This is a genomic window from Spirosoma migulaei, from assembly GCF_054776855.1.
The window spans coordinates 281,990-298,899 of sequence record NZ_BAAHBG010000005.1 but is presented as its reverse complement, the minus strand read 5'-3'; the positions used below and the strand labels follow the sequence as shown (position 1 = coordinate 298,899).

The window sequence follows — 16,910 nt, the reverse complement described above, 5'->3', positions numbered from 1 at the left end:
AAAATTTCATGATCTCTTTCCCTTAATACGCTCACTCAACGGGCCACCCGTTTCATCCAGTTACCCCATAACAAGCCAACACGGGCCGAGAGGATCGCATAGAGCAGTGCCTTCCCGAAACCGATGGCAAAGTCTGCTGGCGATTGAATGCTCCAGGGTGGAAAGGCATACCGGTACTCCCAATCGGGGGGGCTATTGTATGTCCAGGAGTAGGACAAAAAGAAGCCATTTCGCGCATAAGGCGACGTCTGAAGAAACGTACCCACCGGCCACTGAACAGCTAGTAGTATCAGTAAAAATGAGACGCCCAACAAAGCGGCCAATAGCCAGTCGTTTAGTTTTCGACCCGTGCCGGCCTTGTCGAAGCGATGCAGAATCAAGTCCATCACAAAGCCTGGAATGACTAACAGGGGTGGAAAAACGAAGGGTTGGTAGTGCGTGATCGGGTTCAATACCGGCCCTAGCCGGGGAACGGCCGGAAGGTGCTGAATTATCCAGCTTGGCATCAGCAAAAACAACATAAATAAGCCAGCAATGGTCGTAATAGGCCAACGAAGCAGGGAGGCTCTCCCCATGGCAACCAGGTAGAATGGCAACGCAATAGCCGCTGTCACATAATAGCTCGTACTATGGCTGTCGCCCTGCTCCATCGACTCCGAAAACAGCGTGAACAGCATGGAGAGCAACAAACCGGCTGCAATAGCAAATAACCATTTCAGACGGGTAGCTGTAGCATTAACAAGCTCAGTGTGGTTTCGGTATCGGTTTTGCAGCGCCAGTGTTCCAATGATAGCCCCGAACTGTAAGGTCATAATCCCGATAGCCAGAATCGTGTGCGGAGGGGTCAGAATCTGAACATCGAGTCCGTAGGTGTTGTGCCACCAGTCGTCGAACGGGGCCGATGTCAGCATCGCCAAGGCTCCCCAAACGCAGAACATGGCACCCAACGGGCCATAAAAAACGCCCCAGAAGGGTACAGCATCGGCTCTGCCTGGGTGGCTTTTAGTTAAGGTTAGATTTAGAATCTGGTAAGCCGAAAACAAACCGGCTACCAGGCCGCCCACATAAATAACCATGTGTGGAGGAGCAAACAAACCATCGCGCCCAATACTCATGTGCCACATGATGTCCCAAAGCAGGCCCATGATCACACAAAAGGAAGCGAAAACAACGGCGTAGATATAAATTGGTATACTAAATGGGTGAGAGGAGGAAGAGGAAGATGGCATAGATGAGGAAATTACCCTTTAGGGTCTAATGATGCTGTAAAATACGAAATGTTGCGCAAAGTCGTAAAACCGGTTTGTGCCCATCGTTCACCCACTCTGAGCCAACGGGATACACTTCCATTGATTTATAGCGTTATTTGCATACCAAAGCGTGTACTTACGTCAGATCCTATGCTCCGTTTCGACTCTCCCGCAAACGTTACGCCATTCGTAGTCAAAGCATTACTGATTAGCCTTAGTCTATTCATGAGCGCGTGCGTGCCCGATTTTTTATTATCGGACTCGGATTGGGTCGTCATTGAAGCGGGTGAACACGAGCCGAGTCCCGCCCGTAAATTTGGGTTACTCATCAGCCCCAGTGAAGTATCGGCAACGGTTACGTTCGATAGTAGCTGTATTTACGACGTTGGGGCCGTTGATGCCGACGATTGGAATAAAGTAATTGGAGTAGGTTTTGTAGGCTCCAAAGACCAACCGCTGGATGGCGTTCCCCCGCATCAGGTGGATGGCGCACGGGTAGGCTGGCGCTGGAACGCTCAGCGTCAACGCATTGACCTCGGTGCGTACATCTATGTAGAAGGCCAGCGAATTGATTTTAAAGTGGCCGAAGTTGCCATCAATACGCCAACCAAACTGACGATCAAGATCGACTACGATCGAAAAGTTTATCAGGTTTTAGGCGGCAAAACAGTACCCTTTACGCACAACAAGTCGTTTGCCTACAATACCGGCCTTTATTTTGGCGGTACCAGTGTAGCCCCGCACCGAATACGGGTGAAGATTGTGGATTAAGCTTACTGATCCACCTTCACCCATGACCATTGCCCCGCTTGACCTGATCTTATTGCTTGGCTCACTCCAGGGATTTATTCTGGGCACGTTGCTGTGGACAAACAAAAAAGAGCATCGCTTATCGAACCGATTACTGGCCGCACTCATTGGCTTGTTGGCCTCTATGAGTTTTGTGGTAGGGAATCCAATTACGAATCGCTGGGTAATATTCGTGCTGGATTTAATTCCGCTTATTATTGCCATGCCCATTGGGCCGCTCGTTTACTTTTATACAAAGTCGATGCTGGACCCGACTTTTCAATTTGGCAAAACCGAACGACGTCATTTTTATCCAACTGTTCTGGATATAGGCTCGAAATTCATAGGGTGGGTTTTCATTATTGGTATGCTGCTTGGATTTTTTGAGCAGAAAACTGGCCCTCGTTGGGGAAATGTAATGGACGAATACGATACCTATGTTGATATTCCCCGCTGGATTTCGGCTACAATTTATCTGTTCCTGGCTAGACGTACACTTTTTCAGTATCAACTAGCTATGCCAAATCAGCAGGCAGGTCAAATCCAGTCTATGCGCTGGCTCTGGCAGTTTGTTCATGTATTTCTAGCTTTTCAGGTCATCTGGTTTATTCACTTAGTCCCTTATATCATTCCTTTTTCACGCGGCCCTTTACTGGATCGCTTTGGCTGGTATCCAATTTACATTCCCATTGCAATCCTGATTTACTGGTTAGGTTTCAAAGGCTACCTGCATACACGTTCAGAAAGCATTGATAAATTAACTACTAAGTCAACCAGTACTGAACTCTCTTCCCAAACCGTCGAGCAGGTCATTAACGCGCTATCGAGTGCAATGGAACAGGAAAAGCTCTTTTTATATCCTGATCTAAGTGTCGACAAATTAGGCCGACATCTGCAACTTCCGCCCAAACTGATTTCAGCCGTACTCAATCAGCATCTGCATAAAAACTTCAACGGCTTTATCAACGAATATCGGGTTGCCGAAGTAAAGCAACGACTAACCAATCCGGCTTATGAGCATTTGACCCTTACCGGCATTGCCTTCGATTGTGGCTTCAATTCGCAGGCTACTTTCCAGCGAACCTTCAAGCAACTGACGGGGATATCGCCTGGTGAATACGTATTCCAACAGAAAAACTCCTCTCAAATCAGGATTTGAGTAGATACGTGCATGATTTTGGCCTTGTTTTGGGCAAAAAACACGTGCTATGAAACGTTCATTGTGGGGTGTTCTTGTTTGCCTTACGGGCTCGCTCAACGCCCAACCTGTCAAAACAACAACTGAAAAACTTGACGAATACCTAACCGTAGCCGCCAATCTGCACCGATTCAATGGTACCATATTGGTAGCACAAAAGGGCGCAGTTCTTCTCCAAAAAGGATATGGCTGGCGAAATGAGGGTGCTAAAATCCCAAACGATACGAGCAGCATTTATCAGCTTGGTTCAGTTACCAAAACATTTACAGCCGAGGCTATTCTGCAATTGCAGGAAGAGAAAAAGCTGGCTGTCAAAGACAAGCTGAGCAAATATCTGCCCGATTACCCCAATGGCGATCAGATCACAATCGAGCAGTTATTTGCCCATACCTCAGGGATTTACGACTATAAAAGTGTTCTCTACGGCAAGGACAGTCTGGAATTTACCCGCCCCGTTACGAAAGAACGCGTGCTTTCTACATTCAAAGACAAGCCATTAAAGAACAAACCGGGGAAGCAGGTCAATTATACGAATTCCGGGTACTTTTTACTGGGTCTGATTATTGAAAAAGTAACGCAAAAACCGTTTGAGACCGTCATTCGGGAGCAGTTTATCAATCCGCTTCAACTTACGCGAACGGGCTTTGATTTTATCAACTTAAAAAGACCGGATAAAACAACGGGCTATACGTACTGGAAAGACTCTGTTTTAGTAGCCGTTCGACCACTGGATTCAACAGCGGCTTATGCTGCCGGAGGCATGTATAGTTCGGTGGGTGATTTGTACCGTTGGGCACAGGCGATACGGGCCAGTCAATTGTTAAAACCCGTTTCCCAAGCCTTGGCATTTACGCCCATTAAACCCGGAAACTGGGGCCAAGGTTGGGGTATCAATTATTTCGTAAACCGAAAAAAGCTGGTATTTCAGAACGGTAACCTCCCCGGATTCGCGACCTTCATCATCCTCATTCCCGAGGATGATGTCACCCTGATTATGCTTGCCAATGTCGACGATACATCAGATATGACCACCCTGGAGCCAATGGTCAAAGATTTACTGTTTATTACGTACGGTATGCCTTACCAACTGCCAGTTAGTTTTAAAACGGTTCATGTTAGCGAAACCCTGTTAGCGCAATATGTAGGCAAGTACCAGCTTGATCCGAAGCGAATTTTAGCGATTACGTTCGAGCAGAAAAGGCTATTTCTACAAGTAACAGGCCAGGAGCGATTTGAGATTTTCCCATCCAGCGAAACCGACTTTTTCCTTAAGGTCGTCAACGCGCAACTGACTTTCCAGAAGGATGCTAGCGGACGAGTTACCCAGGTCGTCGTTCATCAAAATGGAGACCTGGTGGCGAAACGATTGTAAGCGATTTCGTCTTCTAAACCATTTCTGAGCGCTAACCAATAAAACATGAAATTCATCTATAGTCTCTTCCTTTTCCTTATTACCTGCTCACTCCAAGCTCAGCCACAAACCGATTCTTTAAAAACCAAAATCCTGCAACCGGCCGATATGCAGGCCGATTTCCGCTACCTCCGCCGACTGCTGGAAGAAACACATCCGGGTTTGTATCGCTACACGCCCAAAGCGGCCATGCAAACCAGGCTGGATAGCCTTGGAAACACGTTTACCAAACCTCTCCCCTTCTACGATTTTTACCGAACAATTGAAGCACTCATTGCCGACATCCACTGCGCGCATACCTATTCACTTCCCGCAAAAGACTGGGAACAGCCATTCAATCGTCAGTGGAAAACATTTCCGCTTTTCCTATTTCCCATTCAGAATCGCTCGTATGTGTTGTTTAATGGAACGCCCAATGAAACCATCAAGCCCGGCTTTGAACTACTGAGTATCAACGGGCAATCAATGGATCATATTCGGCAGATTCTTTATCGGTATCACTGGGATGATGGGTATATCCAAACGTCGAAACAGGCTGCCTTACAAGGGCAGCTGTTTACGCTATTTTACTATTGGTTCGTTGATCAACCCGATACATTTACCCTAACGTTCAAGACGTTAGCTGGCGATACAATTCAGACTGCTGTTCCGGCGCAGCCTTTTGGGACATCGTTACGATTCTACAAGAAGAATGGGGTCAATAAGCAAATGATGGCGTGGTATAACAAGAAACAGAAACACCCCTGGCGCCTATCGTTTTTAAAAGAGCCTGCCCAAACTGCCTATTTACGACTTGACGCCTTTGGGGGCGAAGGCGCGACAAGTAACGAAACCGCCGTTGTCCGATTCCGGGAGTTTATGGACAAGAGTCTGGCGACGATGGAAAAGAAACATACCCAGAATCTGATTCTAGACCTCAATAATAATTCGGGGGGATGGGATAGTCAGGGTATTGAACTGTTTACCTATTTGATGAAGTCGGACACGGCGGTTGCTTATTATACCCGCCAGCATAGCATTACCGACAACTCAGATTCGGAATTCATCCAATTCTCGGATTTGTCGGAGGCCGACCAAAAAAATATTAAAAATGAACTGATTCCTGAACCCGATGGCACGTTTACGCTCAAGCAAGGCGATGCTGGTGGCCAGCCAAAACGGTACGCGCCCAAACCCAATCGATTCCGGGGGCGGGTATACATTTGCATGAATGGACGAAGTGCGTCAACGGCCTCTGAATTTCTGGCCGTAGCCCATGCCAACAAGGTAGGCGTATTTATAGGCGAAGAATCGGGGGGCGCTTACAAAGGGGGCAATGGTGGCAGTTTTGTCCACCTTGAACTACCTCATTCTAAAATTTATGTTGGCACACCGCTCGTGTATTACAACAACGCCGTTGGCGACATTGCCACCCAAGGGCGTGGTACAATGCCGGATTATGAGGTCTCTATTCGTATTGATGATGTGTTAACCCACACAAGCAGTATACTAGAGTTTGTGAAGAAATTAATCCGCGAGCAGGATAAATAGACAGGATTTACAGGATGAACAGGATTCTTTTGTCTAACCAATCCTGTTCATCCTGTAAATCCTGTCAGAAAAATACCCTGATAACCGTTGCCCCACGGCCGGTGTTATGTAACAAACTACCTAACTCATGGCCAGCTATCAGTCTCTTCACGATTGGAACGTTTCGCCCACCGAAGCCGTCGCATTACAACAGCAATTGCGCTCACAGATACGGATTGAGCCGTTGGCCGAACCACCCAAAACCATTGCGGGCTGTGATATTTCGTTCAATAAGTTTGAAGAAACGGTTTACGCTGGAATTGTGGTACTACGATTAGACACACTGGAAACCATCGAAGAAGCGGGCGTTGTGAGTACGGCACCGTTCCCTTACATTCCGGGCTTACTTTCTTTCCGCGAAATCCCTTCATTGCTCCAGGCCTGGCAGAAACTCAAAATCGAACCTGATGTGGTCATGTTCGATGGTCACGGTACTGCCCACCCACGCCGAATTGGGATTGCCTCGCACGCGGGACTATTCCTGAACCGGCCAACGTTTGGCTGCGGCAAATCGGTACTGGTGGGTAAGTACGACGAACCGGCCCTGGAGCGCGGCAACTGGTCGCCGATGCGACATTATGGGGAGATAATCGGCGCGGCTTTACGGACCAAAAACAAAGTCAATCCGGTCTATGTCTCGCCCGGTCATTTGATTGACTTAGAAACGGCTATCGCCCTTACGCTTCAGTGCGACGGCGGCTACCGAATTCCCGAACCTACACGCCGGGCGCATAATCTGGTGAATGCGTTACGACGGGGTGAGCGGGAAGGTATGGCGGGATAGTCGACTACAAGGGACACTCCTAGACGATGAACGGTATAAATTCACACAAAAGTTGTTTATGCTGATTGGAGCTATTTTGTGCTGAACTGAGTCCAGATCATCTCTACCGGAAACCCGCTGTACATCATGAACATTTTCGAGATCCTTTACAAAGAATTCACCGGCTTTTGGGGGTTTGACCAACTTTGGGAAATCATTCGAACACAGAATTATGAAGCGCTACTGACTCAGAAAGGCATTCAGGCTTTTTTAAGGCCAGCCATTCCGGTCTTGCTGCTGATCGAGATTATTCGGGGCCTGTTTTACCGGCGCTACTCACATTCCCAATACAAAATCTCCCTGTTCACGTATATCCTGAACCGCTTTATATCCAGCTTCCTGTCCATTGCGATGGTCGCCTTTTGCATCGGCTTGTTTGAGCCTTATGCAATTATGAAGACCAGTCTCACTTGGTACTGGTTTGTGTATGGTTATGTTGTTTGGGAACTGGCCCATTTCGTCTACCATTATTTTGGGCATAAAGTCCGGCTGTTCTGGTGCCTGCACTCAACGCACCACGCGCCGGAATACATGAACCTCTCGGTAACCTACGCGCACTTCTTCCTCGAAGCGCCCTATGCCGATATTATTCGCACCACCATTTGTATCCTGCTGGGCGTAAATCCTCCCCTGCTTTTCCTGATCATGTTCATCGATGGAACCTGGGGTGCCTTTATTCATATCGGCGAAAATTTACTGAAAGACGGACGTCTGGGCTTCCTGAATAAGTATATTCTCACGCCCTCACATCACCGCGTACACCACGCTCGCAATCCGCTGTATATGGATACCAACTTCTGCAATCTGCTCAATATCTGGGATCGGGCATTTGGCACCTTACAGGATGAAAAACAGAATATGGAAATCGAATACGGCATCAGCCGTCCCATGAAAAAGGGAGATTTTCTGGATGCCTATTTTGGCGAAATTGTCGCCCTGGGCAAGGATGTTTACCAGGCACCCGGTCTTAAAAATAAAATCCTCTACATCTTCATGCCGCCTGGCTGGAGCCATACCGGCGATCATAAAACCGCTACGATCGTAAAGGCTGATTATATTAAGGAGCACCAGCAGGAGGTTAGTTTGGCTGGAAGGTCCTAAGTATTCAGATGTCGGCTACACTAATAAAAATAATACGTTTCTCCTGCACCACTAGCCAAAATTTGGTAGAAGCTTTTCTGGATTACCCCATACTTGGTTTTAGGACGCAAAAAGACCAGCTTATAGAGCCCTTGGGCGGCTGTAAACCTCTCCCTATACGACAAAAACGCCTGGCTTCTTGACCAGGCGTAACTTAAATAACCAGTACTTAAACTTTCTGCAAAAACATAGTCTTCAACACCATCACCGTCTTCTCCACGCGCCCTTCAATCTCCTCAAAATCCCCTGTGAGACGAATGTTCTTTACGACCGTTCCTCGTTTCAACGTCGACGACGAACCTCTTACCTTTAAATCCTTAATCAATTTTACCGAATCGCCTTCAGCAAGGATCGTTCCGTTGCTATCTTTTACGTCCATCTAGGTTTTGTTTTTGGTGGTTTGTTGTAAAGGTACGAAGCCCACCGTCAATAGCTATGTTCCTCCAGTTTCACCTTCCCGCGAAAGGTCCAGAACATGAAAACCGTATAAGTGGCAACTAGCGGCATCCCGATAGCCGCAAACAGGAGCATCGTCCGCAGGGAGCCATCCGACGAAGCCGCTTCGTAAATGCTAATGCTGCCTTTCGGGTCGATATTCGAGAGAACCAGGTTTGGGTAGAGCCCCATCGCAAACAGAATCAGCAATAAAGCCGTCGTGACGGACGAGGAGATGAAACCACGTCGATATTGTCGCTTTTCAATACTCCGACGGATATTCAGGACGATTAAAACGGCGGCAATCCCTAGCGCAAACAGCTCTGGATATGCCTTGAAAATGGCCGTCATGTGCGGTACATATATGAGCGTAGCCATCGACGTAGCCATGAAACACAGAATAAAAAACTTGCTGGTGTTATTGGCAATGATCGTCAGCTTGGCGTACAGCCGATCTTCGGTTTTCATGAGCAGATACATGGCACCATGCATCATGAACAGCGATAGCACCGTAACGGCAATCAGGATGGCGTAGGGGTTGAAAAAATCGCGCAGTCGCCCGACAAATTCGTGGTTGGCATTGAGCGGAATACCCTGAATCAGATTACCCAAAATCAATCCCAGCAAGAGCGAAATAACTGTACTGGATACGCAGTAACTGACATCCCACAGTTGATGCCACCATTTCATTTTTTCCTTACTCCGAAATTCAATCGAGATACCCCGAAAAATAATGGCCACCAGAAACAACATAAACGGCAAATAAAACACCGACAGAATGGTACCATACACCAGCGGGAAAGCCGCAAACAACGAACCAGCCCCAATCACGAGCCAGACTTCGTTACCATCCCAAACCGGTCCAATGGCATTGAGCGCAATTCGTCGGCTCTGTTCTTTCCGAAAAAACAGATGCAAGGCCCCCGCGCCCAAGTCGAAGCCATCTAAAATGCCATATCCGCTGATGAGCGCGCCAATCAGCAAAAACCACCAGCTAGGAAGATCAATTCCGAGAACAGTATCCATAAGTTTAATTTTGACTGATAGAATGAATGAGTGAGTGAATAATATCCAACCCACTATTCACTCACTCATTCATTCTATCAGTCAAAATTGGCGAAAGCGACGGGTTCATGCGGGAAGACGTTTCATCATCCGAAGCCACATCAGGACCGTGCTGGATTTTCTTGTTGAGCAAGTACAGAAACAGGCCAAACAACATAACGTAAATAAACGTGAACATAATGAGCGACGCCAGAACATGCTCAGCTTTAACGGCCTGCGAGAGCGCATCTGAGGTACGTAGCAATCCATAAACGACCCAGGGTTGCCGACCGACTTCGGCCGTGTACCAGCCTACCTGATTGCCAACTTGGGGTAGCAGAACCGAGAACACAAAAACACCCATGAGCCAGCGCGTTTGAAACAGTTTGCCCCGGTAGAGCATAAAAAGCGCGAATAAGGTCAGCGCAATCAGTGTCATACCTATAGTAATCATCAGGTGGTAGGTCTGAAATACGAAGTTGATGGCCGTCGGCCGATTCTCGGGTTTGATGCTGTTCAGTCCGGGAATGGGTGCGTTGACGTCATGGTGTACCAGAAAAGATAGGCCACCTGGAATTTTAAGGCCGGTTGTTTTCTGTTCCTTCGCATTTACCCAACCCATCAGGTACATATCACCAGGTGCCGATTTCTCGAAGTGGCCTTCCATCGCAGCCAGTTTTGCCGGTTGGTATTTCGTAACCACCTCCGCCGACTTGCTCCCCGTAAACAGTTGAGCAAGTGACGATATAGCTGCCACCCAGAGCGCGATTCGGAAGGCGGCTTCGGCATGAATGAGGTATTTCTTTTTCAGGATATACCAGGCACTCACGCTCAAGACCAGAAACGAACCAGCCAGTAGAGCCCCAATCAGCACGTGAGAATAACGCTCAATCGACGACGGATTGAAAACCATGGCCCAGAAATCTGTTACAATAGCGCGGGCCTGCATCCCTTTCCCTTCAATCCGATAGCCGGAAGGCGTTTGCTGCCACGAATTAGCGACCACAATCCAGAGGGCGGAGAAAATGGAGCCAAGTGCTACTAACACAGTTGCCATAAAATGGACCCGTGGGCTCACCCGATTCCAACCGAACAGCAGGATGCCCAAAAACGCTGACTCCAGTGCAAACGCAAAAATACCCTCGGCCGCCAGGGCAGAGCCAAAAATATCGCCAACGTAGCGTGAATAGGCAGCCCAGTTAGTACCGAACTCAAACTCCATAACAATACCCGTAGCGACACCAATGCCGAAAATAAGAGCAAAAATCCGGACCCAGAACCGGGTCAACTCTTCATAAATCTTGTCTTTTGTTTTCAGATACAGGCCTTCCATTACAACCAGGCAAACGCCTAAACCAATACTTAGGGGCGGATAGATATAATGAAACGCGATGGTGAAAGCGAACTGAATCCGGGAGAGCAATTCTACATTGTCCATAACCAGAGCGATAGTCGGGACAGGTCGCCGAGGTCGCAGACAGGCAGTGCGATAAGGGGCGAACCAGGCGAGGAAACTATCGCCCGAAAGGTACAACAGAAGGCCATTCGCCCTACCTATCTACACTAGTTTTTTACAGAAAAACAAAAACTCCAAAGTAGCTTGCAAGCTACTTTGGAGTCGATAGATACTATTCAAAAAAGAAGAATAGGGTTAGTTGCCCACCACAACTCTAAACGTTCTGGCAGGCAGCAGGCTCCCCCCTTTTACGGTTAACCAATATAGGCCCGCAGATAGGGTCGACGTGACGTTTACCTTAACTTTTGTTTCGCTTTCAGCCTGAATCGTAAGCGGGTAGATCACTCCGTATATATCGCACAGATTAACGGACGCCGTGGCAGCATGCGAGGTAAACACCCGGAACTCACCGGATGGGCTTGGATTTGGATATACATACACCAGCTCATCTGTTGGTAGAATCGTTACGGCCACAATTGAGGAGAACGTAGTCTTTCCATCAAAATCCCGCTGTTTCAACCGATAATAATACGTAGTGCCTGCACTGACATCTTCGTCATCGAACTGATACAGGTTGTAGTCTCTCAGATCTGTTTTAGCGGCTACAAACCCGATTGGCTCCCAGGCCTGAGCATCGTGGCTACGCTGCACATCAAAACCCAGATTGGTCTGTTCCCAGGTAGTTGTCCAGCTCAGCACCGCTTTGTTCTCACGAGCAGCTCCCACAAATGATAACAGATGAACTGGCAACGGATTGGTCTCCAACGAATACGAACAGCCTGAAGCGGCAGGGTCAACAAAGTTAAACACAACTACAGCAGCCGTTTTAGTCATAATAGCCGTATTTGAGCTAGGTGGACACAGGCCGCCGAATCCGGTTGTAACGCTATTGCTGCCACTCCCATAGGAAATTCCTACGCCCAGAAAACCCTCGCTGGTTGTTGCGCTATAATTATTGTCATACGCATTTGTCGACGGGGCCGACGGCGAGGGTAGGTTGCCACTGATATTCTGCATCAATAGCGCATCCCGGTGTCCCCAGCCAGCTCCAGCATCCTGATACAACCACGAAAAAATGGCTTGGTCAGCGGCATAGGTAGGGTTGCTGGGTGGCGTGGATGATGATGTATACAGGCATTGTTTGTATATGTTTTCATCTCTTGCCAGAAACTCATGACAACTGCCCGCAAAAGTCGATGAGGCATTGATACGATCTGTTGATGTTTGTCCGCTAATCGTGTGACTAAATATGCCAGTGGTCATCATATTCGAAGCGTGCCCCTGCGAAACCACCGACAGGTTGCTTTCTACACCCTCCAGCGGAAGGCCTAACACCGCTCCCGACACAGGATAGGTAACGCCTGCCCGCGCCTGTCGCTCTGCATTAACCAGAAAAAGACTCCGTTGCTGAGCCGAAAGTGTTGAATACGAAGCGGGCAACGTTAGTGTGCCCAGGCTATTGGCGGGTAATCCCAACTGCGTTTCTTCCTGCCTGCGGGCATAATTAAATGAGTTAGTCAGTTGGGTTAGATTTAGAAAATAGGGGCCATTCGCGGAATTCGTGTACGTGGAACTGAATGGTAAGCTGATATCGCTGGTAAGGTTGGTAGGTGCCTGAGCAGCGGCTATCCTAGTCATAAGAAGAAGACCACTTCCTAGTCGTACAAGATGGCTACAGTAGTTTTTTTTCATAGAAGTACATTACGGATTCAATACGCAACAACGTTAGGATTAGACAAGACGGGACACTTATTATTACACAAAAATGAATAATTTTTATACAAAATCAATAAATCCACGGCTATTAATGCCAACGTTAGAAGTACCTCTGCCAATTCTTCGCACTCAAAGCAACTACCAGACTGTTTTAACATCAGTAGAATTAGAAGAACATCTTTCCGTAGAAAGTCTTAACCAATTTGTCGACATGTAAGCCGTAAACCAGTACATTCAACGAATTGACCGATTAATCCTATTCTCTGTGCAATCCACTGGCCCGCGTACCCTTGAACGACAATTCATCAACTACATCATTGCGTTCTACCAAACTCAGCGCAATGCCTTTGTGGTCATCATTACGCTGCTTATTTCATTCTATATTCTGAATATTCCCGATCAGGCGGCCGACATGATCAATGCAGTAATTGACGATGGGGTGTTCAGTCGCCTGTTTCAGTATATTCTCCTGAGCACGTTCGTCTGGAGTTGGATCGTATACGGTAGTACCCGCCTAATTCTGCACATCTCACCTGTGGGAATCCGCCTGAATCAGGAGTGTGATGTGTTACTACGGTGGCTGCCTAAACTCGGCGGAATGATCCCGGCCCTGATTTTAGCCTACGCATTCTGGAAGCCTGACCGCTGGCAGCCTTATCTACTTTTGCTTGAAAGCGCGCTGATGCTGGGTTTGTTTCTGTGGGTAGAATGGCGAATTACGGTTTTCGCTCTGCCTACCTACTGGAGATTTGGAGATCGCTACACCAATCTCACCCAGGACTTCCGGGTACTTTGGCGAAATCCGCTTGGCCGTCTGGTTGTTACAAGCGGCCTGGCCCTGAGCCTTTTTCTGCTTATTTTTTTTAGTCTGCCTGTTGAATGGGGGATTGCCCGGCGGTTACGTCCAACGGCTATCATCATTTTCGGCATTACGCTATATACATTCTGGGGAAGCCTCATCGCGTACTTCAACGATTATCGGTACCGTCCACTGGTACTACTGGTATTCACCTATCTGATCATTATCAGTGCCTTTAACGATAACACGGCTGTTCGGCGGGCTATTGATAAGGGAGTTCCCTCCATTAGCCAGCGCCCAACCGTAGAAGCCCATTTTGTCAACTGGGTAACCGCCCGTCAACAGGAAGAAGGCGATACAATTCCGTTGGTACTGGTAGCGGCTGAAGGCGGTGGGATTCGGGCCTTGAACTGGACTGCCGAAACCCTCATCCGACTGGATTCGATCATTCCGGGATTCAGTCGACACGTGTACGCACTCAGTGGCGTATCGGGCGGGGGTGTTGGAACGGTATTTTATACAGCTTTCCTCCGCGATGTGCCTGAAACGAAACGTAATGGCCGGTTCGATCAGTTTCGGAAGGTTATTCGTGATGACTATTTATCGGCAGTCTCGGCAGCCCTATTATTCCCTGAATCCCTACAGCGACTTATTCCACTACCCGTATCCCCTCTTGAGCGGGCCAAATGGCTCGAAGATTCCTGGGCCGATTCGTACCGGGATAATCTGGGCTTTCGCACGCTCGATTCATCACTAACGCAATTATACCAGACCTCAAATGGCTACAACTATAACCTGCCTTCCCTCCTGCTGAACGGCACGTTGGCCGAATCAGGTCAGAAAACGATCACGTCAAATCTGCAACTCGATCCGGGTTATTTTAAAAATGTGGTATCCACGCTGGACGTACTGGGAACCGATGTACCCTTAAAAACGGCAGCTTCCTTATGCAGTCGTTTCCCAATCGTAACCAATGGCGGATTAATTCAGAAAGACATACTGCTGGGTAATGGGCGAAAGCAGCAGTACGGCGGGCATATTGTAGACGGGGGTTATTTTGACAATTCGGGCGTAGAGACTTGTATTCAACTGATGAACAATCTGGTCCCCTCCATTCGACGGTTGGATACCGCCAGGCACGTTGTCATTATCCCTTATATTCTCTTTATTCAGAACAGCAATACGATTGGTAAACTCCCTCAGAAACGATCCATCTTACAGGAGGTTCAGATACCCCTGCTCGGCTTTTTCAACGCCTGGGATAATGGCTCCACCACCCGCGACAATATGTTCAATTCGTTTATGAATCGATTTGCCAACCCCAAAATCAATTACCTGACCCTCCGACTAACGTATAGCGACAAGTATCCGCTGGGCTGGTTCCTGTCCAACAGCGTAGCCCGAAGTTTGAGTAAGCAGGCTAAAGATTCAATTAGCCTGAAAAACAAAGAGTTACTACAATTAAAGAGCGCGTTTCGGCAGATGAATGTAAAGCGGGTAGCTCCGTGAGTAAGCAAAACGCCATCTTCCGTTGTACTTTAGCTTCCTGACTAACTGAGTCTGCTATGAATCTTCGCATAAACGGCCGTATCTGGCTCGAATCCGTATCCATCGATTCAGCCGAACGATTTATGGGTATCGGGCGGCTGGAATTGCTCGGCCATATCCAGCATACAGGCTCCATAAATCAGGCCGCCAAAGCGATGAAGATGTCGTATAAACGTGCCTGGGAGATGGTGCATTCGATGAATACACAGGCAGATACACCCTTGGTAACTACACAAACTGGGGGTGAAAAAGGGGGTGGAACGATTATAACCGCCGAAGGCGAAAAATACCTCTCCCATTACCGCGGGCTACAGGAGCGTTTCCAGAAATTCCTGGCCGATGAACTGGCAAATCTGCCTTAAGTAATCAGGCGGACTTATTTCTTTTTCGCGTTCAACTGACTTAAAACCGTCGCGATTTGCTGATCATAGATTGCAATCTGGTTGTCGTAAATATGGGTTGTATCAGTCAGGGAGCGTTGTAGAAGTTTAAAACTTTTTAGTCGTAGTGTACTGTATTGGCGTAATAGTTTCGTATGCTGATGATACCCGTCCGGCAAGTCAAGTTTATCGGCCTTATCGAGAAGGGCAATAGCTTCCTGCCAGGCAACCACGCCCTGGTCGTTCATGGCTTTGGCTACCTTGGTGGCTGAGGTATTCGGTGGCAAACGGAAAACATTCATCGCCTGGGTGTTCAATTTATTAAACCGCTCCATGATCCGGTCAAAATCAGCAAGTGGGGTCGATTTATGCGTATAAACCAGTACAGCCAGCAACAAAGCCAGCAGCGGGGGGACAAGCATTGGCAACAGGGCTCGACCTGCCGGTTGATTAGCCCGAAAAACAAATAAATAGTAGGCATAACCCGTAAACAGTCCCCCTAGTAGTCCCCCTATGTGGGCGGCATTGTCGATATGCGACTGCATACCTATGAATAGGTTAAAGCCAACAAATGTCAGGATACTCTTCAGCAACTCCCTTCGAACAGCGGCATCGAGCCAATTGGTGGTTAGTAGGGCAAGAAAGACACCATACATCCCAAAAATAGCCCCCGATGCACCAGCGCCTAGTACAACATCATGCCACCATAAGCTTACAACGCTGCCCATCAAACCTGCCGTAAGATAGGCAATTGTGAACTGACGGGTACCCAGCAAAGGCTCCAGGATAGGGCCAATCTGAACCAGTGCATACATATTGAACAGCAGGTGAAGGATACCAATATGCAGGAAACAACAACTCAGCAGTCGCCATGGCTCCCCACCAAGGGTTAAGGGCGAATAATTAGCCCCCCATTGAATTAAGTCCGCACTGGCCGGTTGCAACATGTCAACACCGCTTACAGCCATAAGAATAAATACCCCTACATTCAACCAAACAAGTATGGGCGTTACTACGTATCCATCACTGGGTTTGAGCAGTTGTAAGGGATTGGGTCTCTCGGGGCTTGGTGGTCTTGAACCAGAGTGGGGCGTATCCTGATTGTCAGGTGTGTCGGCATTCATAGGTGGTGGGTAGTTTCGCTTAAAACTAAAAAACTGTTCGTGCGCCAGGCTCATCACGCTATAGTTGTTAAGCCATAGTGTATAAACCCGAGGCAGCGAACAGTCTCAAAAATACGATTGATTACTTCTTCGCGGTGTATAGTACCCGCCAAACTTTACCTTTTACAGAATCACTAATATAGAGCGAACCATCGGGGCCTTGAGCCAACCCTACAGGCCGGGCTTTAG

Annotated in this window: 14 protein-coding genes; 8 read left to right on the top strand and 6 right to left on the bottom strand. The window is 48.0% G+C overall.

What is annotated here, in order from left to right; genetic code table 11:
- Positions 1–35: 35 nt before the first annotated feature.
- Positions 36–1,229 carry a hypothetical protein gene (locus ACYVGO_RS06775; RefSeq protein ID WP_142775983.1) on the bottom strand — a complete coding sequence of 398 codons (1,194 nt, stop codon included), beginning with the start codon at positions 1,227–1,229 and terminating at the stop codon, positions 36–38.
- A gap of 171 nt (positions 1,230–1,400) precedes the next feature.
- Between ACYVGO_RS06775 and ACYVGO_RS06770 the strand changes: the two genes are divergently transcribed.
- The 6 genes from ACYVGO_RS06770 (at position 1,401) to ACYVGO_RS06745 (ending at position 8,141) form a co-directional block, all read left to right on the top strand.
- Positions 1,401–2,021, top strand: a complete 621-nt coding sequence (locus ACYVGO_RS06770; protein WP_142775984.1) for a hypothetical protein — start codon at positions 1,401–1,403, stop codon at positions 2,019–2,021.
- Between the two features lie 22 nt (positions 2,022–2,043).
- Positions 2,044–3,198 carry a helix-turn-helix domain-containing protein gene (locus ACYVGO_RS06765; RefSeq protein ID WP_460968525.1) on the top strand — a complete coding sequence of 385 codons (1,155 nt, stop codon included), beginning with the start codon at positions 2,044–2,046 and terminating at the stop codon, positions 3,196–3,198.
- A 49-nt stretch (positions 3,199–3,247) separates the two neighbouring features.
- Positions 3,248–4,609, top strand: coding sequence for a serine hydrolase (locus tag ACYVGO_RS06760; RefSeq protein ID WP_460968524.1), 1,362 nt, complete (start codon positions 3,248–3,250; stop codon positions 4,607–4,609).
- 45 nt (positions 4,610–4,654) lie between these two features.
- Positions 4,655–6,178 carry a S41 family peptidase gene (locus tag ACYVGO_RS06755; RefSeq protein ID WP_460968522.1) on the top strand — a complete coding sequence of 508 codons (1,524 nt, stop codon included), beginning with the start codon at positions 4,655–4,657 and terminating at the stop codon, positions 6,176–6,178.
- 127 nt (positions 6,179–6,305) lie between these two features.
- A complete protein-coding gene (gene nfi, locus ACYVGO_RS06750) occupies positions 6,306–7,001 on the top strand; it encodes a deoxyribonuclease V (protein WP_460968520.1) in 696 nt (231 codons plus the stop codon).
- 126 nt (positions 7,002–7,127) lie between these two features.
- A complete protein-coding gene (locus ACYVGO_RS06745; RefSeq protein ID WP_460968518.1) occupies positions 7,128–8,141 on the top strand; it encodes a sterol desaturase family protein in 1,014 nt (337 codons plus the stop codon).
- Between the two features lie 208 nt (positions 8,142–8,349).
- Here ACYVGO_RS06745 and ACYVGO_RS06740 read toward each other — a convergent pair whose 3' ends face one another.
- From ACYVGO_RS06740 to ACYVGO_RS06725, 4 genes are all read right to left on the bottom strand, one after another.
- On the bottom strand, positions 8,350–8,559 hold the full coding sequence (locus tag ACYVGO_RS06740) for an alkylphosphonate utilization protein (RefSeq protein WP_142775990.1): 210 nt from the start codon (positions 8,557–8,559) through the stop codon (positions 8,350–8,352).
- A gap of 47 nt (positions 8,560–8,606) precedes the next feature.
- Positions 8,607–9,641: a cytochrome d ubiquinol oxidase subunit II gene (cydB, locus tag ACYVGO_RS06735; protein ID WP_460968516.1), complete on the bottom strand. Its 1,035-nt coding sequence runs from the start codon at positions 9,639–9,641 to the stop codon at positions 8,607–8,609.
- A 61-nt stretch (positions 9,642–9,702) separates the two neighbouring features.
- Positions 9,703–11,097, bottom strand: a complete 1,395-nt coding sequence (locus ACYVGO_RS06730; protein WP_460968514.1) for a cytochrome ubiquinol oxidase subunit I — start codon at positions 11,095–11,097, stop codon at positions 9,703–9,705.
- A gap of 213 nt (positions 11,098–11,310) precedes the next feature.
- Entirely contained in the window at positions 11,311–12,753 is a 1,443-nt protein-coding gene (locus tag ACYVGO_RS06725; protein WP_460968512.1) for a T9SS type A sorting domain-containing protein, read from the bottom strand.
- 343 nt (positions 12,754–13,096) lie between these two features.
- On the opposite strand from ACYVGO_RS06725, the gene ACYVGO_RS06720 reads away from it, so the two are divergent.
- Both ACYVGO_RS06720 and ACYVGO_RS06715 read left to right on the top strand, forming a co-directional pair.
- A complete protein-coding gene (locus tag ACYVGO_RS06720) occupies positions 13,097–15,139 on the top strand; it encodes a hypothetical protein (protein ID WP_460968510.1) in 2,043 nt (680 codons plus the stop codon).
- Positions 15,140–15,195: 56 nt separating this feature from the next.
- Positions 15,196–15,540 (top strand): winged helix-turn-helix domain-containing protein, encoded by a 345-nt coding sequence (locus ACYVGO_RS06715; protein WP_142775997.1) that lies wholly within the window; start codon positions 15,196–15,198, stop codon positions 15,538–15,540.
- A 14-nt stretch (positions 15,541–15,554) separates the two neighbouring features.
- Here ACYVGO_RS06715 and ACYVGO_RS06710 read toward each other — a convergent pair whose 3' ends face one another.
- Complete coding sequence (locus ACYVGO_RS06710; protein ID WP_460968509.1) at positions 15,555–16,682, bottom strand: rhomboid family intramembrane serine protease; 1,128 nt, start codon at positions 16,680–16,682, stop codon at positions 15,555–15,557.
- Positions 16,683–16,910: the final 228 nt, after the last annotated feature.

Bases quoted from the DNA above. Each gene is read 5' to 3' on its own strand.
- ACYVGO_RS06775 (WP_142775983.1), bottom strand. From the start codon at position 1,229: ATGCCATCTTCCTCTTCCTCCTCTCACCCATTTAGTATACCAATTTAT.
- ACYVGO_RS06770 (WP_142775984.1), top strand. From the start codon at position 1,401: ATGCTCCGTTTCGACTCTCCCGCAAACGTTACGCCATTCGTAGTCAAA.
- ACYVGO_RS06765 (WP_460968525.1), top strand. From the start codon at position 2,044: ATGACCATTGCCCCGCTTGACCTGATCTTATTGCTTGGCTCACTCCAG.
- ACYVGO_RS06760 (WP_460968524.1), top strand. From the start codon at position 3,248: ATGAAACGTTCATTGTGGGGTGTTCTTGTTTGCCTTACGGGCTCGCTC.
- ACYVGO_RS06755 (WP_460968522.1), top strand. From the start codon at position 4,655: ATGAAATTCATCTATAGTCTCTTCCTTTTCCTTATTACCTGCTCACTC.
- nfi (WP_460968520.1), top strand. From the start codon at position 6,306: ATGGCCAGCTATCAGTCTCTTCACGATTGGAACGTTTCGCCCACCGAA.
- ACYVGO_RS06745 (WP_460968518.1), top strand. From the start codon at position 7,128: ATGAACATTTTCGAGATCCTTTACAAAGAATTCACCGGCTTTTGGGGG.
- ACYVGO_RS06740 (WP_142775990.1), bottom strand. From the start codon at position 8,559: ATGGACGTAAAAGATAGCAACGGAACGATCCTTGCTGAAGGCGATTCG.
- cydB (WP_460968516.1), bottom strand. From the start codon at position 9,641: ATGGATACTGTTCTCGGAATTGATCTTCCTAGCTGGTGGTTTTTGCTG.
- ACYVGO_RS06730 (WP_460968514.1), bottom strand. From the start codon at position 11,097: ATGGACAATGTAGAATTGCTCTCCCGGATTCAGTTCGCTTTCACCATC.
- ACYVGO_RS06725 (WP_460968512.1), bottom strand. From the start codon at position 12,753: ATGACTAGGATAGCCGCTGCTCAGGCACCTACCAACCTTACCAGCGAT.
- ACYVGO_RS06715 (WP_142775997.1), top strand. From the start codon at position 15,196: ATGAATCTTCGCATAAACGGCCGTATCTGGCTCGAATCCGTATCCATC.
- ACYVGO_RS06710 (WP_460968509.1), bottom strand. From the start codon at position 16,682: ATGAATGCCGACACACCTGACAATCAGGATACGCCCCACTCTGGTTCA.